Genomic DNA, 20,217 nt, shown 5'->3' on the forward strand with positions numbered 1-20,217 from the left:
TCAGGCCGCGGTGACCGGTGCGGGCGCCGTGTCGAGATGGTGCCTGAGTCCGGCGATCTGGTCGGCGCTGACGGCCGCCATGCCCGGGTCGAGGCTGCGACCCAGCTGGGCCTGGGCGCGCTGCAGTGCGGCGCGGGCGGCGTCGGTCTTGCCGGCCAGGGCCGCGAGCGCGGCTTCGGCCAGGGCCCGCCGCGAGGGGTCCACCACGCCGCCGCGGCTGCGCGCCCACCAGGCCTGTGCAATGTCCGGACGCCGGCGGTGCAGGGCTTCGAACAGGGCCAGCTCGACGGTCATGGCCTGGCGGAAACCCTGCGGATACTGGTCGAGCACGGCCTCGATGCGGTCCAGCCACGCGCCCGCCGCCGGAATGTCGCCGCGGTCGAGCGCCTGGCTGTAGCTGTAGAACCACACGCCGATGTCGTACAGCGTTTCCTGGCCGGTCAGCGCCTGGGCCTGGGCCAGAAGGGCGGGATCGAGTTCGCGTGGCCGCACGCCCGACAGGCCCAGGCCCATGAGGGCCGTCAGCCGCACGCGCCGTTCGACGAGTCCGGGATTGCGGCGCAGCTCCAGGAACTGCAGGCCATCGCTCATGAAGCCGCCGGCGCGGAACGGCGCCGCCGTGACCACGAATACCAGCAGCGACAGCGCGCCGAAGATGAGCGCGTACGCTGCCGGCCGGCCTTCGAAGGCAGCGAACGCGGCGAACGACAGCAGGGCCAGGACCAGGCTGGCCAGCGGACCGCCGGCGACCAGGCGCAGCAGCTGCGGCCGCAGCGGCCGGTCCGGTGCCGGCAGCGCGGCGGCGATGCCGCCGAAGGTGCCGAGATTGAAGTACCAGCGGAAGCGGATGCCGTCGCCGGAGCGCACCCAGCCGAAGGGCCCGGCGATGAACAGCAGGAAGCGCATGCCGCGGCTCAGGCCCCCGGCCAGGTGCCCCGCCTCGTGCAGTCCGACCGCCAGCAGCCAGACCAGCGGCAGCGCCAGGAGGTCCCAACCCGACAGCGTGTCGATCGTTTCGCGCACCGGCGCCAGCTGCTTGCCGGCCAGGGCGCCCAGGACGCCGAGCAGCGCGCCTGCGAGCAGAACGCCGAGAAAACCGCCCACACGTCGGGCCATCGACGGCCTGTCCGTGGGCGGTGCGGTGCGGGGTTCGCTCATCGCCGGCACGATAGGCGCCGGCCTCGGCGCGCGGCAAGCCTGACCAATGGCAGGGGCCGCTGGCCGGGGGCCTGAACCGCGGCGCGCTATTTGCTGCTGACGTATTTCTCGCGGTGGGCGAGCCCCGCGCTTGCGACCGTCCGGGGGACGGACGCGCGGGGCGCAGCGCCAGCGGCCCTGCCGCTGGCCGGGCATCCGCCGCGGCGCGCTATTTGCTGCTGACGTATTTCTCGCGGCGGATGTGCGGCACCGGCAGCCCCGCCGTCTTCAGCGCTTCGAAGCAGGCGTCCACCATGTTGGGATTGCCGCAGAGGTAGGCGATGTCACCCTCGGCCGAGGGCGCGAACTCCGCCAGCACGTCCTGCACGTAACCCTTGCGCACGTCGGGGTGCGGGTTCTCCGGCAGTTCGCGGCTGAAGCAGGGTACGAAGCGGAAGTTCGGGTGGCCTTCGGCGAAGGCGTAGAAGTCTTCGCCGTACAGCAACTCCGCCGGCGTGCGGCAGCCGAACAGCAGCACCACTTCGATGCCGCGCGTTTCCATCAGCTCGTGCAGTTTGGGCAGCATCGCGCGGTAGGGCGTGACGCCGGTGCCGGTGCCGATCAGCAGGTAGCGCCGGTTGCTGTCGCCCGCCATCAGGCAGAAGCGCCCGTAGGGGCCGCTGGCCTGGATCTGCTGGCCTTCGTCGAGCGCCTCGAACAGCGCCGTGGCGGCGCCGCCGGCGACATAGCTCACCGCGATCTCGACGGTCTCGCCCGGGCCCAGCGCATGGTCGTGCATGGTCGCCAGCGAATAGCTGCGCTTGGTCGCCGTGCCGTCCGGATAGTTGAAGTGCACCTGCACGAACTGGCCCGGAATGAAGTCCAGCGGCTGGCCGTCGTCGCGCGCGAAGGCGAGGTGGCGGACGGTGGGCGCGAGCATGCGGCTGCCAACCAGGCGGAGCGGGAAGTGCACGATGGCCAAGCGGGGGAACTCCGACGGATGGGAAACACTGTGCCGCCGCCGTTCCGGGGTCCGGGGGCGGCCGGGCGCCTATAATAAGCCCCCGCAGACCCCCGGCGCAGCGCCGGCGCGGTCCAGGAGCCCCATGCAGACCCATCCCGCGCTGGAGGTCACCGACCTCCGCAAGACCTACGCCACCGGCGTCGAGGCCCTCAAGGGCATCTCGCTGTCCGTCGCCCCGGGCGACTTCTACGCCCTGCTCGGCCCCAACGGCGCCGGCAAGTCGACCCTGATCGGCATCGTCAGCTCGCTGGTGAACAAGACCTCGGGCGACGTGAAGGTGTTCGGCATCGATCTTCACGCCGACCGCTCCCTGGCCATGCGCCAGGTCGGCCTGGTGCCGCAGGAGATCAACTTCAACATGTTCGAGCAGCCCTTCGACATCTGCGTGAACTACGCCGGCTTCTACGGCATACCGCGCGCGGAAGCCGAAAAGCGCGCCGAAGAGGAGCTGAAGAAGGCGCAGCTGTGGGAGAAGGCGCGCACCATGTCGCGCACGCTCTCGGGCGGCATGAAACGAAGGCTGATGATCGCCCGCGCGATGATGACGCGCCCGCGCCTGCTGATCCTGGACGAACCCACCGCCGGCGTGGACATCGAGATCCGCCGCGGCATGTGGAAGACGCTCAAGGAAGTCAACGCCGCCGGCACCACCGTCATCCTCACCACGCATTACCTGGAGGAAGCCGAGAGCCTGTGCCGCAACCTGGCGATCATCGACCGCGGCCGCATCATCGAGCAGGGCCCGATGAAGGCGCTGCTCGCCAAGCTCGACGTCGAAGGGTTCCTGTTCGACATCGACGGCCGGCTGCCGGACGTACTGCCGCAGATCGCGGGCATCACCCTGCTGGCCGAGGACGACCACACGCTCGACGTCGAGATGCCGCGCGAGATGGACCTCAACCGCGTGTTCGCGGCGCTGGGCGAGGCGGGCATCCGCGTGCGCTCGATGCGCACCAAGTCCAACCGCCTCGAAGAACTGTTCGTGCGCCTGACCGGCCAGCCCGAAGTGGTTCCGGCCAAGGGAGCGGCGGCATGAGCCCGAACCTGACCGCGCTCAAGACCATCGCCCGGCGCGAAGTCGCGCGCATCCTGCGCATCTGGGGCCAGACCCTGGTGCCGCCGGCGATCACGATGACCCTGTACTTCCTGATCTTCGGCAACCTCATCGGCAGCCGCATCGGCACCATGGACGGCATCACCTACATGGACTTCATCGTGCCGGGCCTGGTGATGATGGCCATCATCCAGAACGCCTACGGCAACATCAGCTCGTCCTTCTTCGGCGCCAAGTTCGGCCGGCACATCGAGGAGATGCTGGTCAGCCCGATGCCGAACTGGGTGATCCTGGGCGGCTACGTCGCCGGCGGCGTGCTGCGCGGGCTGATGGTGGGTGCGATCGTGCTGGTGATCGCGATGTTCTTCACCAAGGTGCGCATCCCGCATCCGCTGATCACGCTGAGCACGGTGCTGCTGGGCGCGACCATCTTCTCGCTGGCCGGGTTCGTCAACGCGGTGTACGCCAAGAAGTTCGACGACATCGCCATCGTGCCGACCTTCATCCTGACCCCGCTGACCTACCTGGGCGGCGTGTTCTATTCGGTGAAGCTGCTGCCGGACTGGGCCGAGGCCGCCACGCACCTGAACCCGATCTTCTACATGGTCAACGCCTTCCGCTACGGCCTGCTGGGCCAGAGCGACGTGTCCATGCTCACCGCCTACGCGCTGATGCTCGGTTTCGTGGTGGCGCTGTCGGCGCTGGGCCTGTGGCTGCTCAAGCGTGGCGTCGGCCTGCGCAGCTGATCAGCCGGCGCGGCCCTGCAGCAGGAACACCGGCATCAGGCCCTTGCCCTTGATCTCCATCTCGCCGCGCGGCGCCAGCACGAAGCGTGCGCCGAGCAGGCGCGCGCTGGCCTCGGTCACCTGGATCGCGCCCGGCACGCCGTGCGACTCCATGCGCGCGGCGGTGTTCACCACGTCGCCCCACAGGTCGTAGGCGAACTTGCGCCGGCCGATCACGCCGGCCACCACCGGGCCGCTGTGCAGGCCGATGCGCACGTCCAGCACTTCGCCCAACTCGTCGCAGAGGGCGCGCACCTGATCCATCATGTCCAGGGCCATGTTGGCCAGCGCGCCGGCGTGGTCCGGGTCGGGTTCGGGCAGACCGGCGGCGACCATGTAGGCGTCGCCGATGGTCTTGATCTTCTCGACGCCGTAGCGGTCGGCCAGGTCGTCGAAACCGGTGAAGACGCGGTTGAGGATCGCCACCAGCTGCTCGGGTTCGAGCCGCTCCGAGAGCCGGGTGAAACCGACGATGTCGCAGAACAGCACCGACACCTCCGCGTGGCGCTCGGCGATGGCCTCGCCGGGCCGTTCCTTCAGCGCGCGCGCGATCAGCGCCGGCAGGGTGTTGAGCAGCAGCTGTTCGGAACGCTGCCGCTCCCATTCGAGCTCCCGCTCCATGCGCGTGGCCGCGCGTTCGAACAGGAAGCCGATCGCCATCACCACCACGAACACCAGGGCGAAGTTGGCCGCCAGGTAGCCGCGCAGTTCGTCCGGTGCCAGCGCGTACACCGGCGCCTGGCGGCCGCTGGCGTCCCAGAGCGCCAGATAGCCCAGGCCCACTGCCGCCGACAGCAGCGCGCGCTGCATCGGCGTTCCGAAAGGCGAGAACAGCACCACCAGCGGCACCAGCAGCAGGTAGTAGTGGAAGCCTGAGCCCCAACCCAGTAGCCAGGTCGCCAGGGTGCCCTGGCCCAGCAACTCCAACCCCACGCCCAGGGTCCCGAGCAGGTGCCAGCGCCGGCCCAGGCCCGGGTGCAGCACGAACACCCAGACCGCGAACAGGTACACCGGCAGCGTCGCCAGGCTGTACCAGACTAGCTCCGGCACGCCGCGCCACAGGAACCAGGGCAGCAGGGTCAGGTGCGCGCCCAGGCCGAGCAGGGCGCAGGAGGCCGCGAACACCCGCCAGCGCGCATTGCCGATGCCAGCCGCGGACGGGCGGCGCAGTCGTTCCCAGGCGGCGGGCAGCCAGTGCGTCATCCATGTCCCCAAGGTCGCGGCGCGATGTCCTGAGCCTAGCGCATCGGCGCGTGGCCTCGGGATTTCCGCCACCGCGTGGCGCTTGCGCGGGCCCCTGCCGGTGCCGACACTGGCCGGGCCGCGTCCGCGGCCTCAGGGGAACGAATCATGCGTGCAATGGTGTGCGCCGCCGCGGCGGCGCTGGTGATGTTCGCGGGCCTGGTCCAGGCCCAGGAAAAGGACGAAGAGCAGGTCTTCCTGGAATCGCTGAGCTACCAGGACGGCGTCGTCGCCGTGCCCGAGGCGCACGCGACCCTGCGCCTGAGCGAGGGCTTCCGCTACCTGCCCAAGGCCGACGCGCGCCGCGTGCTCGAGGAGTACTGGGGCAATCCGGAGGACGACACCGTGCTCGGCATGCTGGTGCCCACCGCCGACGGCCTGGGCAGCGAACACAGCTGGGCCGTGATCCTGACCTGGACCGACGAAGGCCACGTCACCGACGAAGACGCCGCCGAGATCGACTACGCCGAACTGCTGGCCGACATGCAGCAGGAAACCCGCGACGCCAATCCGGCGTTGAAGGAAGCCGGCTACCCGACCGCCGAACTGGTCGGCTGGGCGCAGCCGCCGCGCTACGACGCCGGCAGCAAGCGCCTGCACTGGGCCAAGCACCTGCAGTTCGAGGGCCACGACAGCGGCACTCTCAACTACGACATCCGCGTGCTCGGCCGCGAAGGTTTCCTGAGCATGAACGCGGTCGCCGACATCGGCGACCTCGAGCGCGTCAACGCCGGAATGAGCGACGTGCTGGCGATGGCGGAATTCGAGCCGGGCCAGCGTTATGCCGACTTCAACGAAGACACCGACCGCACCGCGGCCTACGGCCTGGCGGCCCTGGTCGGCGGCGGGCTGGCGGCCAAGACCGGCCTGCTGGCCAAGATCGGCCTGGTCCTGGCCAAGGGCTGGAAGCTGTTCCTGATCGCCGGCATCGGCATCGTGGCTCTGGTCCGCAAGTTCGCCGGCAGGAAGCAGAACGACGGCGCCAGCGCTGGCTGAAGCGGACTCAGCCGGCTTCGGGCAGCCGGAAGAAAGCGCGCGCCGTGGCCGTGGTGGCCGCGGCCGTCGCCTCGAAGGACTCGCCGCGGTCGCGCGCCAGCTCTTCGACGATGTGCGGCAGGTACATCGGCTCGTTGCGGCGGTGCGAGGGCATCGGCCGCACGGTGCGCGGCAGCAGGTAGGGCGCGTCGGTTTCCACCATCAGGCGGTCCGCCGGGATGTCCTTCACGAATTCGCGAAGGTGCTGGCCGCGGCGTTCGTCGCAGAGCCAGCCGGTGATGCCGATGAAATAGCCGGCGTCCAGCGCCTCGAAACATTCCTCGCGGGTCCCGGTGAAGCAGTGCACCACCGCCGGGCCGATGCGGCCGTCGAAGCCCTTCATGATCGCCATGAAGTCGGCATGCGCGTCGCGCTGGTGCAGGAACAGCGGTTTGCCGGTGTCCACCGCCAGCTGCAGCTGGCGCTCGAAGGCGCGGCGCTGGGCCGGACGCGGCGAAAAGTCCCGGTGGTAGTCCAGCCCGCATTCGCCGACGGCGACCACCTCGGGCTGCGCCAGCAGGGCGCGCATCTCGGCGTCTGCCTCGTCGGTGTATTCGATGGCGTGGTGCGGATGTACGCCGGCGGTGGCGAACAGTTCGCCCGGAAACGCCCGCGCCAGCTCCAGCGCGCGCACGGCGCCCTGCCGGCTGGCGCCGGTGACCACCAGCTGCGACACCCCGGCCAGGCGCGCACGCGCCAGCACCGCGTCCAGGTCATGGTCGAAACTCTCGTGGCCCAGGTTGGCGCCGATGTCGATCAGGTCCATGCGGCCGTCGTCCGGAAAACAGGCGGCGATTCTACCGGGCGGCGACCGCCGGTGGCGTCCCCGGCCGGATGCTCTCGATCCAGCGGATTCCGAAGTAGCCGTCGCGCATGTAGACCGTGGCGGGCTCGCCGATGGTGAGGGCGTGGTAGTCGTCGTAGCTCACCCGCAGCTTCTGCGGCGGTTCGTCGCCGAAGGCGTCCACGTAGGCATACCGTCGCGTGCCGCCCCGCCGCGACCGGCTGACCGTCAGGTCCCGCACCGTGGTGGCATGGAGCGTGGCCCGATGGGTGTCCAGATCAATGTTCATGTCGCGCACCTCGACCACGCCGGTGCTGAGCGCACCGAAACTGCCGACCAGCAGCAGCTCCAGCATCACCAGGTGCAGCCGGGAGCTTCGCGCCAGCAGCAGCGTCGCCAGCACCAGCTGCAGCGCCAGCAGGAGGCCGCCAGCGACCAGGCCGACCGTGAGCAGCGGCCAGATATCCAGCGTCACCGCGCCGTCGAACCGCAGCAGCCGATACAGGTGCACGCCACCATGGATGGCCAGGCCGGTCGAGAACGCCAGCACGATCACCGTGCGCAGGAACAGCGGGTCGGCACCCGAATGGCCGTCGGGCAGACGCTCGGGAATCGCCGCCCACATGCGCCGGACATCGGCCGCGGCCTTGCTGAAGATCACGTAGGACGAGGCCACGGCCGCCGTCTTGCGGAACTCGACCCAGAACTTGCCCCGCCGGCAGACGACCCGGTGCACGCGGAAGCCGGGGTCCGGCGAGCGCCGGAACATCGCGATCAGCCGGTCGCAGAGGTCCGGCTCCCGCCGCAGCACTTCGAGCACCGCGGGATTGTCGGCGATCAGGTAGACCGTGCGGTCGAAGCTGTCCTGGCCCAGCTGCAGCTCCACCGACAGTCCGGTCCACTTGAAGAAGCGGTCGAGCCAGGATTCGGCCTTGCACTCGAACTCCAGGGTCGAGGCGGTCGCCAGGCCCAGGCAGGGCCGCGAACGCCAGCTGCCCTCGCCCTGCGTGCTGGCCAGGAAGCTGCCCTCCCGCACCGTGTAGGGCATTCCGTCCCAGCGGGCGGCGTAACGTTTGCGCCCGGCGTAGATGCAGGCGCAGAGCAGGGTGACGGCACCGATGAACAGCCACATGCGCTGGGTCGCCCCGCGGGCCCGCCGGCCCGAAAAAGAAGGCGGCAGTGTAGCGGGCTGTCAACGCGATGCGGCGCCTCCGCGTTCATCCGGGCATGGACCGAACCTGCAAGCGCAGTCTCACCGCCGCCGGCCTGCTGCTGGGCCTGCTGGCCGCAGGCGCGTCGGCGCGTTCGACGGCGCCCGACCTGGCCCCCGTGCGCGAGGCCACCCGCACCCTGGTGGCGGACTACGCGCTCGATGGCGCCTCGGTGCGGCTCGCCCGCGGCGGCCAGGTGCTGCACCTCGACCACAGCGGCAGCTACGGGCCGGACACCCGCGTCGCCATCGCCTCGGCCAGCAAATGGCTGTCGGCGCTGACCCTGGCGCGCCTGGTCGAAGCCGGCACGCTGCGCTGGGACAGCCGCGTCGGCGAGTATTTCCCCGACGCCCCCGCGGCCACGCGCGACATCACCCTGGTCCAGCTGTTCTCGCACACCAGCGGCATCGGCATCGACGACGCCGGCTGCCTGTCCAGCCGCCAGGTTGCGCTGCAGGACTGCGCGCGCCAGATCCTCGCGCTGCCGCTGGAATGGACGCCGGGCACTGCTTTCGCCTACGGCGGCAACTCGATGCAGGTCGCCGGCGCCATGGCCGAGATCGCCAGCGGCCGTTCCTGGGATGCGCTTTTCATCGCCGAGATGGTGGTCCCGCTCGGCCTTTCCGCCACCGACTGGACCGCCGGCGCGGCCGCGCCGGGCTACGTGCCCAATGGCAACCCGCGCATCGGCGGCGGCGCGCGTTCGACCCTGGACGACTACGGCCGGGTGGTGGACATGCTGCTCGCCGGTGGGCTGCACGAAGGCGAGCCCTTCCTGCAGCCGCAGACGCTGGCGACGATGGCGCTCGACCGCACCGTCGGCCTGGCCATCGCCGCCAGCCCGGTGGCCGGCTACGGCTATGGCTACGGCGTCGGCCAGTGGGTCGAGGCCAGGGACGCCCGCGGCGCCAGCTATCGCGTGTCCAGCCCCGGCGCCTTCGGCTTCACGCCCTGGGTGGATTGGCGCAGCGGCAGCAATGGCGTGATCCTGGTGTCGGGCAACGGCTCGGCCATGCGCGACGACCTCACCGCGCTGGAAAACCTGTGCCTGCGGCAGCTCGATTTCGTGCGCCGCACGCAGCGGTCCGCGCGCGGCGCATCGAGGCTGCCGCCATCGCGGGCGCCGACCGCCACCGCTGCTGCGCTCGACGCGGAGCGCCGCGCTCACTAGCCTAGCGCGGTGAAGCTTCCGTCCCGCCCCGATTTCCCCATCGCCGAACTGCTGCCGGCCCTGCTCGAAAGCCTCGCGGTTTCGCCGCGGCTCGTGCTCGAGGCGCCGCCCGGCGCCGGCAAGACCACCCAGGTCCCGCTGGCCCTGCTCGACGCGCCCTGGCGCGGCGACGGCCGCATCCTGATGCTGGAACCGCGCCGCGTCGCCGCGCGCGCGGCCGCCGGCTACATGGCCAAACAGCTGGGCGAACAGCCGGGCGACACCGTCGGCTACCGGATCCGCTTCGAGGCCAAGGTCAGCGCGCGTACCCGCGTCGAGGTCGTCACCGAGGGCATCCTGACGCGCATGATCCAGGACGACCCGACGCTCGAGGGCGTGGCGGCGATCGTGTTCGACGAATTCCACGAGCGCCACCTCGCGGGCGACCTGGGCCTGGCGCTGGCGCTGGACGTGCAGGCGCAGCTGCGCGAGGACCTGCGCATCGTCGTGATGTCGGCCACGCTCGACGGCGAGAAGCTGGCGCGTTTCCTCGACGCGCCGCGCCTGACCAGCGCCGGCCGCAGTTTCCCGGTGACCACCGCGCATTTCCCCGCGCGCCGCGACGAACCGTTGAACGCGCAGCTGCGCCGCTGCGTCGAGGAGGCGCTGGCGAAACATCCGGGCGACCTGCTGGTGTTCCTGCCGGGGCAGCGCGAGATCGCCGACGCCCTGTCGAGCCTGCAGGCCGGCGCGGCCGCCGTCGATGCGGTGCTGCTGCCGCTGCACGGCGAACTCCCGGTCGAGGCCCAGTCCGCCGCGCTCGCGCCCGACCCGCAGGGCCGCCGCCGCATCGTGCTGGCCACCAATGTCGCGGAAAGTTCGGTGACCCTGCCGGGCGTGCGCGTGGTGATCGACGCCGGCCTGGCGCGTGAGCCGCGTTACGACCCGAACTCCGGTTTCGCACGGCTCGACACCGTGACCATCTCGCAGGCCTCGGCCGACCAGCGCGCCGGCCGCGCCGGTCGCGTCGCCGAAGGCTGGGCCTACCGGCTGTGGCCGCAATCGCAGCGGCTCGAGCCGATGCGCACGCCGGAAATCGCCCAGGTCGAGCTGGCCGGGCTGGCGCTGGAGATCGCGGCCTGGGGCGACAGCACCCTGCGCTTCGTCGATGCGCCGCCGTCCGGCGCGCTCGCCGCCGCGAAGGAGTTGCTGCAGCGGCTGGGCGCGGTGGGCGAAGACCAGCGCATCACCGCCTTCGGCCGCGAACTGCTGGCCTTGGGCACGCACCCGCGCCTGGCGGCGATGCTCAAGGCGCCGCGTGCGCCCTCGGAGCGCGCACTGGCCTGCGACCTCGCCGCCTTGATCGAAGCCAGGGATCCGATCCGCGAACGCTCCGACGGCCTGGCGATGCGCTGGCAGGCGCTGGCCGCGTCTCGGCGCGGACGCGTCGAGGGCAATGCCAACCGCGGCGCGCTCGCCGCCATCGACGCCGCGGCCAAACAGTGGCGCCGCCGTCTGCGCTGCGACGCGCCGCCGCCGACCGACGCGCCCGCGCACCTGCTTGGCGACCTGCTGGCGCACGCCTTCCCCGACCGCATCGCCCGCCAGCATCCGGCCGAACCGCGCCGCTACCTGCTCGCCAACGGCCGCATGGCGCGCATCTTCGACGACAGCGCCGTGTTCGGCGAACCCTGGATCGTCGCCAGCGAGCTGCGCTTCGAGGCCAAGGATTCGCTGGTCCTGCGGGCTGCGCCGGTGGACGAGGCGCGACTGCTGCGCGATTTCCCGCAGCGCTTCTTCGAAGGCGACGTGGTGCGCTGGGACGGCGCCGCCCGCGCCCTGGTCGCGCGCCGCGAGCGCCGCTTCGACCGCATCACCCTGGAAAGCAGACCCGCCGGTCGTCCGGATCCCGCGCTCGCCGCCCAGGCGCTCACCGATGCGGTCGGCGAACTCGGCCTGGAAGCGCTGCCCTGGACCGAGGGCCTGAGGCAGTGGCTCGAACGCGTGCGCTGCCTGCGTGGATGGATGCCGGAGCTGGGCCTGCCGGATCTTTCCGACGAGAACCTGTTGGCGACGCGAGGGCTTTGGCTCAAGCCCGCCTTCGCCGGCAAGACCCGGCTAGACGCCCTGGGCGAGGACGAACTGGGCGAGGCGCTCAGGTCTGGCCTGGACTGGCCGCTGCGGCAGAAGCTCGACGTCCTGGCGCCGCGCCGCATCACCGTGCCCTCGGGCATGGAGCGTGGCATCGAGTACGCGCAGGGCCGCGCGCCGGTGCTGGCGGTGAAACTGCAGGAACTGTTCGGCCTGGCCGACACGCCGCGCATCGCCGACGGCCGCGTGCCGCTGACCCTGCACCTGCTGTCGCCCGGCGGAAAACCGCTGCAGGTCACCCAGGACCTGCGCAGCTTCTGGGCCAACACCTACCCGGAAGTGAAGAAGGAAATGAAGGGCCGCTACCCACGCCATCCCTGGCCTGACGACCCCTGGACCGCGACCGCGACCCACCGCGCCAAGCCGCGCGGCACCTGAGGCCGGCGCGGCCGCCGCGCGCCGTTCATGTTTTTGGGTTTAGTCTTGGGCGGCAAGCCCGAAGCACGATCCAGTCCCCCTCAACGGAGATCCGACATGAGCAAGACGAAAGAGATCGTAAACACCGCCCTGGCCAAGCTCAGCGACACCGGCGCGGCGGCCAAGAAGGCCTGGGACAAGTCCGACCTCACCAGCAAGGCCAGCGCCCTGGTCGGCGCGGGTGCCGGGCTGGCTGCGGTCAAGAAGGGCGGCGCCGCCGCGGTGAAGACCGTGCGCAAGCATCCGGTCGGTGCCGCCGTCGCCGCCGCGACCCTGGCCGCCGTCGGCGCGGCCGTCTATGTCGCCAACAAGCGCAAGAAGGCCGCGACCGCCAAGCCGGGTTCCAAGCAGATCGTCGCGAAGAAGGCGACCGCCAAGAAGGCCGCGCCGAAGAAGGCCGCCGCCGTGAAGAAGGCGCCGGCCAAGAAAGCCGCCGCGAAAAAGGCGCCGGCCAAGAAGGCCGCGGCGAAGAAGTAACCGGAAGGGGCGCCGCCAGGCGCCCGCTTCCTGGATCCGCTCAGGAGTTCGACGGGCCGCAGGCCTGCAGGGCGTCCACCGAGGTCGCCGACATCGCGCAGGTGAAGTGCTTGCGCGAGACCGAGCCGTATTCCGAGCAGGTCGCCGCGTCCCTGGCCAGCGCCTCCTCGCCCATCGCCTTGGCGACGTCCAGGCCGTCGAGGCGATGGATGTGTTCGTAGTAGCTCCGGCATTCCGCGACGGTCAGTCCGCCGCCGCCGCCGCCCGCAGGCGACGAACAGCCGGCCGTGAGCGCCGCCAGCCCCAGCCCAAGCACCAGGATCCCTTTCATCTTCGCTCCGTTCCCAATGGCGGGCCGACAGTGGCCCGCCACGAGTCTAGGCCGCGCCGCGCCGCGGCCGCCATGGGGCGGTGGCGAACGTTTCAAAACCCGGGATGGACGACCCGGAATCCCGCACCCGCCTAGTCGCTTGCCGGTCCGCCCTGGGTCGCGATCCAGGTGTCCATGCGCTGCTCGAGCACCGACAGCGGCAGCGCGCCGTCGGCCAGCAGCGCATCGTGGAAGGCGCGCAGGTCGAACTGGTCGCCCAGCACCGTCTCGGCGCGCGCCCGCAGCTCGCTGAGCTTGAGCTGGCCGATCTTGTAGGCCAGCGCCTGGCCCGGCGTGCTGATGTAGCGGTCGACCTCGTTGGCGATGTCGAGTTCGGCCTTGGGCGCGTTGGCGGCGAAATAGTCGATCGCCTGCTGGCGCGACCAGCCCTTGGAATGCAGGCCGGTGTCCACCACCAGGCGCACCGCGCGCCACATGTCGTAGGCCAGCTGGCCCATGCGGTCGTAGGGGTCGGCGTACAGGCCCATGTCGTAGCCCAGGCGTTCGGCGTACAGGCCCCAGCCTTCGATGAAGGCGGTGAAGCCGCCCTGGCGGCGGAACATCGGCTGGTCGGGCATTTCCTGGGCCAGCGAGATCTGCAGGTGGTGTCCGGGCACGGCCTCGTGCAGGGACAGCGCCATCATTTCCCAGCGCGGCCGCGACTCGGGCTTGTACAGGTTCACGTAGTAGTAGCCCGCGCGCAGGCCGTCGCCGGACGGGCGCTGGTAATACGCCGTGGTGGTGTCGGGCGCGGTCTCCGCCGGGATCGGGATCACGCCGTAGGGCGTGCGCGGCAGGGTGCCGAACACCTTCACCAGCTCCGGGTCGATGCGCCGGCTGAGCGCGCGGTATTCGGCCAGCAGGGCCTGCGGGTCGGTATGGAAGAATTTCGGATCGGTGCGCAGGAAGGTGAAGAACTCCGCCAGCGTGCCCTTGAAGCCGACCTCGCCCTTCAGCTTCTCCATCTCGCCGCGGATGCGCGCCACTTCCTTCAGCCCGATCTGGTGGATCTGGTCGGCGCTCAGGTCGGTGGTGGTGTAGCGGCGCGCCAGGTGGTCGTAATAGGCGCGGCCGTCGGGCAGGTCGCCGGTGGCCACCGAGTCCGGCGCGCCGGGCAGGTAGTCGCCGTTGAAGAAGGTCTCGAAACGCTGCAGGGCCGGCAGCACGACCTCGGCCACCGCGGCGCGGCCTTCGGCGCGCAGGCGGGCCTGTTCGTCCGCGGACAGCGCCGGGTTCATGGTGCGGAAGGGCGCGTAGAAGCTGCTCTCTTCGGGCGTGGCCACACGCTGCGCGGCGATCTGCGCCGGCACCCTCGACAGCACCGCCTTCGGCGGCACCCAGCCGGAGGCCAGGCCTTCGCGCAGGCGTTCGATCATCTGGTCCATGGCCGGGCCGTAGGCGCGCAGGCGGGCGATCCAGTCGGCGTAGTCCTTGGCGTTCTCGAAGCGCAGTGCCGGCGCCAGGTTCACCGCCATCAGGTGCGGGCCGCTGCGCTGGTCCACCAGCATCAGGTCGCTGCGGAAGGCGTGGCCGGCGATCTCGGTTTCCAGCTGGCGGCGGTAGATGGCGTGGTTGAGCTGGTCATCGGGCGAGAGGCCGGCCGGGTCGATCGCCAGCAGGGCCGCGAGCGAAGCGCGGGTCGCGGCCTGTTCGCGCTCGCGCGCCTGCGCCGAGAAGTCGCCCAGGCGGTCGTTGTAGCGGCGGTCGCCGAGGAAGCTGGCCATGATCGGGTTCTCGGCCAGCTGGCGCTCCCAGTCGGCGTCGAACAGCGCGCGCAGCCGCGCCGCGTCGTCGGCCACCGCGGCGCCGGCATCGGCGGCGGGTACGGCCCAGGCGGAGGGAACGAGGCTGGCCAGGGCCAGGGCCAGCGCGCCGGCGCGCAGGGAAGGTCGGGTCATGCGGTGTCTCCGGATTCGGGAAGCGGGGATGGGAATCAGGGGTCGGGTGTGCGGCCGACGCGCAGCGACAGCGGCCAGGACACCGAGCGGGTCGCTTCAGGCTCGCCCCAGGCGGCAGCGAAGTCCCCGGCCAGCTCACCCACGGCGTCGCGGCCGGTCTCGCGCAGGTACTTCTGGCTCGCCGACCAGCTGCGCAGGTAGGCCAGGTACTGCGTAAGCGTCCAGTCCAGGCGCATGGTGAAACGCGGCACGTCCGAGATCGGTTCGAAGGGGAAGGGCAGCTCGCGGTAGCCGTTCTCGACGTGGCGGCGCTCCGGCGGCCAGTAGGCGTCGCCGAGCCTGATGTCGTAGAGCTCGCGGAACACCGCATCCACGGCCTCGTCGACGTGGGTGAGGCCGTAACACCAGAGCGCGATCACGCCGCCGGGACGCAGCACCCGCGTGGCCTCGGCGCAGAAGCGCGCGTGGTTGAACCAGTGGTAGGCCTGGGCGACGGTGACCAGATCGGCGCTGTGGTCCGGCAAACTGCAGCGTTCGGCCGGCTCGACCCGCCAGTGGATGCGCGCGTCCGGCGGCGCCTGCGCGATCTGCTCGTCGCTGGGGTCGCTGGCGTGCACGCGCTGGAAGTGATGCGCCAGCGCCAGGCTGGCCTGGCCGTTGCCGCAGCCCGCGTCCCAGGCCAGCTCATGGTGTTGGCAGGTTTCCGACAGCCAGTCGAACAGGGCGGCGGGATAGGTCGGCCGGGCCGCGGCGTAGTCGGCCGCGTGGCGCGAGAAATGATCCTTGAAGGTCATGGCCGCTCCCGTGGATGCAGGGTCGCAGGATCTTATCGTTCCGGACGTGGGGCCCGCGCCTTACTGCTGCAGTTCGCGCCAGGCGCCGGGCGCCAGGCCTTCCAGCCGGTGGGGGCCGACGGCGATGCGCAGCAGGCGCAGGGTCGGCAGGCCGACCGCGGCGGTCATGCGCCGCACCTGGCGGTTGCGGCCTTCGGTGATGGTCAGTTCGATCCAGCTGTCGGGCACCGTCTTGCGGTGCCGCACCGGCGGATCGCGCGGCCACAGCCAGTCGGGCGCGCCGACCAGCACCTGGGCCTTGGCCGGGCGGGTCGGGCCGTCGGCCAGGGTGACGCCGGCGCGCAGCTGGGCCAGGTGTTCGTCGCCGGCCTGGCCTTCGACCTGCACCAGGTAGGTCTTGGGCCAGTGGAACTTGGGCGAGCTGATGCGGGCGATCAGCGGGCCGTCGTCCGACAGCAGCAGCAGGCCTTCGGAATCCTGGTCGAGCCGGCCCGCGGCGTAGACGCCGGGCGGCAGGGTGAATCCGGCCAGGGTCGGCCGCGGCGGCACCGTCTTGTCGGTGAACTGGCAGAGCACGCCGTAGGGTTTGTTGAAGGCCAGGAGCATTCGGCCAGTGTACGCCCCCGTGAGAAACTCTGCCCTTGCCACCGCTCCTGCCACGCCCCGCGTGGCGCCCCGACTGGAATCCCGCATGGCCACCGAACACCCGCTGCGCCGCCTCGGCGGTTTCGCCCGCCCCTACCGCCGCAATGCCGTGCTGGCGACCGTGTATTCGGTGCTCAACAAGATCTTCGACGTGCTGCCCGAGCTGCTGATCGGCGTGGCGGTGGACGTGGTGGTGAACCAGCAGGATTCGTTCCTGGCGAAGTTCGGCCTGCCCGACCCGCTGCACCAGCTCTACGTGCTGGTGGCGCTGACGGTGGTGATCTGGGTGGCGGAATCGGTGTTCGAATACCTGTACGCGCTCAAGTGGCGCGGCCTGGCCCAGGACCTGCAGCACGCGCTGCGCCAGGCGGCCTACGGCCACCTGCAGAAGCTGCCGCCGGCCCTGATCGAGCGCGAACGCAGCGGCCGGCTGATGGCGCTGATGAACGAAGACGTCAACCAGATCGAACGTTTCCTCAACACCGGCGCCAACGACCTGATCCAGGTCGTGGTGAGTTCGCTGCTGGTCGGCGGCGTGTTCTTCGTGCTCACCGCCGACCTGGCGGCGCTCGCGATGCTGCCGATCCCGCTGATCCTCATCGGCGCGTTCTGGTTCCAGAAGCGGCTGGCGCCGCGCTACGCCGCCGCGCGCGAGGCCGCTGCCACCGTGTCGGCGCGGCTCAACAACAACCTGGCCGGCATGGCGACCATCCAGGCCTACACGGCAGAGGACTTCGAGGCCGACCACCTGCGCCAGGCCAGCGACGGCTTCCGCGCCCGCAATGCCGAGGCGATCCGGTTTTCGGCGGCGATCACGCCGGTGATCCGCATGGCGATCCTGGCCGGTTTCGTCGCGACGCTGCTCTACGGCGGCGTGCTAACGCTGCGCGGCGAGCTCGGCGTCGGCAGCTATTCGGCGCTGGTTTACCTGACCCAGCGCCTGCTGTGGCCGCTGACCCGCCTGGCCGACATGACCGACCTCTACCAGCGCGCGATGGCCTCGGTGAACCGCGTGATGGACCTGCTGGACACGCCGGTGCCCGAGCGCGGCAACGCGCCGCTGCCCGGCAAGCCGCGCGGCGAGCTCGGCTTCGAAGGCGTGGGCTATGACTACGACGGCCGCCCGGCGGTGCAGGGCGTGTCGCTGCAGGTGCCGGCGGGGCAGACGGTCGCGCTGGTAGGCGGTACCGGCGGCGGCAAGAGCACGCTGCTGAAGCTGCTGCTGCGCTTCCTGGACCCGGCGCGTGGTCGCATCACCCTCGATGGCGCGGACCTGGCGCAGGTTGATCCGACGGCGCTGCGGCGCGCGGTCGGCTATGTCGCCCAGGAGCCCTTCCTCACCGACGGCACGGTCGCCGACAACATCGCCTACGGCGAACGCGCACCGGACCGCGCCCGCGTCGAAGCGGCCGCGCGCGCCGCCGAGGCGCACGATTTCATCGCCGCAATGCCCGGCGGTTACGACAGCCCGGTGGGCGAACGCGGCGGCCAGCTCAGCGGCGGTCAGCGCCAGCGCATCGCCCTGGCGCGCGCGCTGTACCGCGATCCGGCGATCCTCGTGCTGGACGAGGCCACCTCGGCGGTGGACAACGAAACCGAAGCGGCCATCCAGCATTCGCTGGCGACCGCGGCCCGCGGCCGCACCACGCTCGTGGTCGCGCACCGCCTCAGCACCGTGCGCCACGCCGACGCCATCCACGTGCTCGACGCCGGCCGCATCGTCGAATCCGGCACCCACGACCAGCTGGTCGCGCGCAACGGCGCCTATGCTGCCCTGTGGCGCCTGCAGACCGGCGAGTCGGCATGAGGTTCGCACCCCGTTGACGATCGCCACCGCCACACCCTCCTTTCCCGACCGAGAACTCCGATGACCCTGCGCCCACTGATTGCCGCCTTGCTCGTCGCCGCCGCGATCCACGCCACCGCCGCGACGACCCCGACCGGCGGCGCGCAGAGCGACAACACCCGCCTGATCACCGCCGACCGCCTGCTCGACGTGCGCAGCGGCCGCTGGCTGGACAACGTCTGGATCCTGGTGCGCGACGGCCGCATCGCCGACATCGCCCACGGCCCGGGCGCGATGATCGTCACGACGGACACGCCGGTCATCGACCTCAAGGGCTACAGCCTGGTGCCCGGCCTGATCGACATGCATGTGCACCTTGACAGCGACCCCAGCTACGGCGGCTACACCCGCCTGCAGTTCGGCGACCGCTTCTGGTCGGTGCTGCAGGTCAAGCACGCGAAGGAAACCCTGGACGCGGGCTTCACCACCGTGCGCAACCTCGGCTCCGGCGCCTGGAACGACGTCGGCCTGCGCCAGGCGATCGACGAGGGCAAGCTGCAGGGCCCGCGCATCGTCAGCGCCGCCTACAGCTTCGGCGCCACCGGCGGCCACTGCGACAGCACCTACTTCCCGCCGTCGATGGAGCAGCGCAAGCCCTACAACGCGGACAGCCCCGAAGCCGCGCGCCACAGCGTGCGCGAGCTGCGCAAGTACGGCGCGCAGGTGATCAAGATCTGCGCCACCGGCGGCGTGTTCTCGCGCAACACCGAACCCGGCCAGCAGCAGATGCGCGAGGACGAAATGCGCGCTGCGGTCGAGGAAGCGCACCAGTGGGGCCTGCCGGTTGCCGCGCACGCGCACGGCAGCAGCGGCATCAACGCCGCCATCCGCGCCGGCGTGGACACGATCGAACACGCGAGCCTGATCGACGACGAAGGCATCGCCCTGGCGAAGAAACACGGCGCCTGGCTGTCGATGGACATCTACAACACCGACTACACCCAGGCCGAGGGCGCGAAGAACGGCGTGCTCGAGGACAACCTGCGCAAGGACCGCGAGATCGCCGAGGTGCAGCGGCAGGGCTTCAGGCGCGCCCACGCCGCTGGCGTGCGCATGGTCTACGGCACCGACGCCGGCGTGTACCCGCACGGCCAGAACGGCCGTCAGTTCGCAGTGATGGTGCGTTACGGCATGACGCCGCTGCAGGCCATCCAGTCGGCGACGGTGAACGCGGCCGAAGCGCTGCAGCGCAAGGACGTCGGTGTGGCCGAGCTCGGGCGGTACGCCGATCTTGTCGCCGTCGCCGGCGACCCCACCGCCGATGTGCGCCTGCTCGAAGCCGTGCCGGTGGTGATCAAGGGCGGCGAGATGGCCAAGGACGCCCGCTGAGGCCCGGGGGAGAAGGCAGGAGGGGCAGGGGCTGCGCGCCCGGCGCTGACTCGCCAGGATGAACGACCCGCTCCTCCCCAGCGAAGCGACCTCGGCCGGCAGGAGCGGCGACGTGGACGTGAATTCGGTTCGAATGGCGGCGAAAATCACGCCAAGTGATGTAGCAACGCGAGGCCAGATATACCCACGCCCACGCTCCGATAACCAGATATCCGTCGTTCGCGCTCGATAGCGCCGAATTCCGGAGACGCTCCTACCCCCCGTCCGTCGGGTAATGCGTTGATGGACCGCAGGATTTCTCTTGACCGCGACGACGGGCTCGGAGAACCATACGGTCATATGCCTCGTTTGAGAGGCCTAATAGGCGTTAGGCTTCAATGAGCGCATGGAAAGCGGCAACTCTACTTGTGGTACTGCACGCCCTGTTCGGAGCAGCCTTTGGCGTGTTCATGGACAATCCAGTCGCCGACATGGTGCTCCAGGTCATCCAGATTGTTCTAATGGCTGGCGTTATATTTGCTTGGGCAAGCCTGGACGCAAGAGCAGAGGGAAAGTCGCTCGGAACCGCCCAAGGAGTTTGTCTAATCCTGTTTGGCTACTTTGCCGTTCCGTTCTACCTCGCCTCTTATCGGCAGACTGCCAACTGGTTGCGCTGGACCGGCAAGGGCCTAACAATCTTTGTTGCGTGCACAGGGGCATTCATGTTGGCCGCCGCTGCCTCATCAGGCATGCTGGCCTAACTAGTCATTCAAGCCGACGCCTTCGGCGCGGCTTAACTCAGGCGTTAGACCAATGAAGCTGCGGACCGGCCTGACAATCTGGATCTACTTCTCCAGTCTCATCGCGCTTGCGGTGAGCGCAGGCCATC

Annotated in this window: 18 protein-coding genes; 9 read left to right on the forward strand and 9 right to left on the reverse strand. The window is 70.4% G+C overall.

Features of this window, described 5'->3' with window-relative positions:
• Together E1B00_RS13760 and E1B00_RS13765 are read right to left on the reverse strand one after the other, a co-directional pair.
• On the reverse strand, positions 1 to 1,116 hold the full coding sequence (locus E1B00_RS13760; protein ID WP_139449728.1) for a site-2 protease family protein: 1,116 nt from the start codon (positions 1,114 to 1,116) through the stop codon (positions 1 to 3).
• 250 nt (positions 1,117 to 1,366) lie between these two features.
• On the reverse strand, positions 1,367 to 2,119 hold the full coding sequence (locus E1B00_RS13765) for an FAD-binding oxidoreductase (RefSeq protein WP_281280712.1): 753 nt from the start codon (positions 2,117 to 2,119) through the stop codon (positions 1,367 to 1,369).
• A gap of 124 nt (positions 2,120 to 2,243) precedes the next feature.
• On the opposite strand from E1B00_RS13765, the gene E1B00_RS13770 reads away from it, so the two are divergent.
• Positions 2,244 to 3,197, forward strand: a complete 954-nt coding sequence (locus E1B00_RS13770) for an ABC transporter ATP-binding protein (protein ID WP_139449730.1) — start codon at positions 2,244 to 2,246, stop codon at positions 3,195 to 3,197.
• On the forward strand, positions 3,194 to 3,961 hold the full coding sequence (locus tag E1B00_RS13775; protein ID WP_139449732.1) for an ABC transporter permease: 768 nt from the start codon (positions 3,194 to 3,196) through the stop codon (positions 3,959 to 3,961). The genes E1B00_RS13770 and E1B00_RS13775 overlap by 4 nt, the downstream gene beginning before the upstream one ends.
• On the opposite strand, the gene E1B00_RS13780 is transcribed toward E1B00_RS13775, so the two are convergent.
• On the reverse strand, positions 3,962 to 5,203 hold the full coding sequence (locus E1B00_RS13780) for an adenylate/guanylate cyclase domain-containing protein (RefSeq protein ID WP_139449733.1): 1,242 nt from the start codon (positions 5,201 to 5,203) through the stop codon (positions 3,962 to 3,964).
• Positions 5,204 to 5,350: 147 nt separating this feature from the next.
• On the opposite strand from E1B00_RS13780, the gene E1B00_RS13785 reads away from it, so the two are divergent.
• Positions 5,351 to 6,238: a DUF2167 domain-containing protein gene (locus tag E1B00_RS13785; RefSeq protein ID WP_139449735.1), complete on the forward strand. Its 888-nt coding sequence runs from the start codon at positions 5,351 to 5,353 to the stop codon at positions 6,236 to 6,238.
• A 7-nt stretch (positions 6,239 to 6,245) separates the two neighbouring features.
• Here E1B00_RS13785 and E1B00_RS13790 read toward each other — a convergent pair whose 3' ends face one another.
• Both E1B00_RS13790 and E1B00_RS13795 read right to left on the reverse strand, forming a co-directional pair.
• Positions 6,246 to 7,043: a TatD family hydrolase gene (locus tag E1B00_RS13790; protein WP_139449737.1), complete on the reverse strand. Its 798-nt coding sequence runs from the start codon at positions 7,041 to 7,043 to the stop codon at positions 6,246 to 6,248.
• Between the two features lie 31 nt (positions 7,044 to 7,074).
• Complete coding sequence (locus tag E1B00_RS13795) at positions 7,075 to 8,193, reverse strand: hypothetical protein (protein WP_139449739.1); 1,119 nt, start codon at positions 8,191 to 8,193, stop codon at positions 7,075 to 7,077.
• A 95-nt stretch (positions 8,194 to 8,288) separates the two neighbouring features.
• Here E1B00_RS13795 and E1B00_RS13800 point away from each other — a divergent pair, with 95 nt between their 5' ends.
• From E1B00_RS13800 to E1B00_RS15690, 3 genes are all read left to right on the forward strand, one after another.
• Positions 8,289 to 9,443 (forward strand): serine hydrolase domain-containing protein, encoded by a 1,155-nt coding sequence (locus tag E1B00_RS13800; RefSeq protein ID WP_176693267.1) that lies wholly within the window; start codon positions 8,289 to 8,291, stop codon positions 9,441 to 9,443.
• 9 nt (positions 9,444 to 9,452) lie between these two features.
• On the forward strand, positions 9,453 to 11,951 hold the full coding sequence (gene hrpB, locus E1B00_RS13805) for an ATP-dependent helicase HrpB (RefSeq protein ID WP_139449743.1): 2,499 nt from the start codon (positions 9,453 to 9,455) through the stop codon (positions 11,949 to 11,951).
• Between the two features lie 96 nt (positions 11,952 to 12,047).
• On the forward strand, positions 12,048 to 12,467 hold the full coding sequence (locus E1B00_RS15690) for a hypothetical protein (RefSeq protein ID WP_176693268.1): 420 nt from the start codon (positions 12,048 to 12,050) through the stop codon (positions 12,465 to 12,467).
• A gap of 40 nt (positions 12,468 to 12,507) precedes the next feature.
• Here E1B00_RS15690 and E1B00_RS13815 read toward each other — a convergent pair whose 3' ends face one another.
• The 4 genes from E1B00_RS13815 to E1B00_RS13830 all read right to left on the reverse strand — a co-directional run bounded on the left by E1B00_RS13815 (position 12,508) and on the right by E1B00_RS13830 (position 16,135).
• Positions 12,508 to 12,798: a hypothetical protein gene (locus tag E1B00_RS13815; RefSeq protein WP_139449745.1), complete on the reverse strand. Its 291-nt coding sequence runs from the start codon at positions 12,796 to 12,798 to the stop codon at positions 12,508 to 12,510.
• Between the two features lie 131 nt (positions 12,799 to 12,929).
• The gene (locus E1B00_RS13820) at positions 12,930 to 14,735 is read right to left on the reverse strand and encodes a DUF885 domain-containing protein (RefSeq protein WP_139449747.1); all 1,806 of its coding nucleotides are present in this window, start codon (positions 14,733 to 14,735) and stop codon (positions 12,930 to 12,932) included.
• A gap of 35 nt (positions 14,736 to 14,770) precedes the next feature.
• Entirely contained in the window at positions 14,771 to 15,529 is a 759-nt protein-coding gene (locus E1B00_RS13825) for a class I SAM-dependent methyltransferase (protein WP_139449749.1), read from the reverse strand.
• Between the two features lie 60 nt (positions 15,530 to 15,589).
• A complete protein-coding gene (locus E1B00_RS13830; RefSeq protein ID WP_139449751.1) occupies positions 15,590 to 16,135 on the reverse strand; it encodes a pseudouridine synthase in 546 nt (181 codons plus the stop codon).
• A gap of 85 nt (positions 16,136 to 16,220) precedes the next feature.
• Between E1B00_RS13830 and E1B00_RS13835 the strand changes: the two genes are divergently transcribed.
• The 3 genes from E1B00_RS13835 to E1B00_RS13845 all read left to right on the forward strand — a co-directional run bounded on the left by E1B00_RS13835 (position 16,221) and on the right by E1B00_RS13845 (position 20,089).
• Positions 16,221 to 17,981, forward strand: a complete 1,761-nt coding sequence (locus E1B00_RS13835; RefSeq protein ID WP_139449752.1) for an ABC transporter ATP-binding protein — start codon at positions 16,221 to 16,223, stop codon at positions 17,979 to 17,981.
• Between the two features lie 60 nt (positions 17,982 to 18,041).
• Entirely contained in the window at positions 18,042 to 19,349 is a 1,308-nt protein-coding gene (locus tag E1B00_RS13840) for a Xaa-Pro dipeptidase (RefSeq protein ID WP_139449754.1), read from the forward strand.
• Between the two features lie 377 nt (positions 19,350 to 19,726).
• Complete coding sequence (locus E1B00_RS13845; protein WP_139449756.1) at positions 19,727 to 20,089, forward strand: hypothetical protein; 363 nt, start codon at positions 19,727 to 19,729, stop codon at positions 20,087 to 20,089.
• Positions 20,090 to 20,217 lie beyond the last annotated feature (128 nt).

The organism is Arenimonas terrae, assembly GCF_006265115.1.
GTDB classification, from domain to species: domain Bacteria; phylum Pseudomonadota; class Gammaproteobacteria; order Xanthomonadales; family Xanthomonadaceae; genus Arenimonas; species Arenimonas terrae.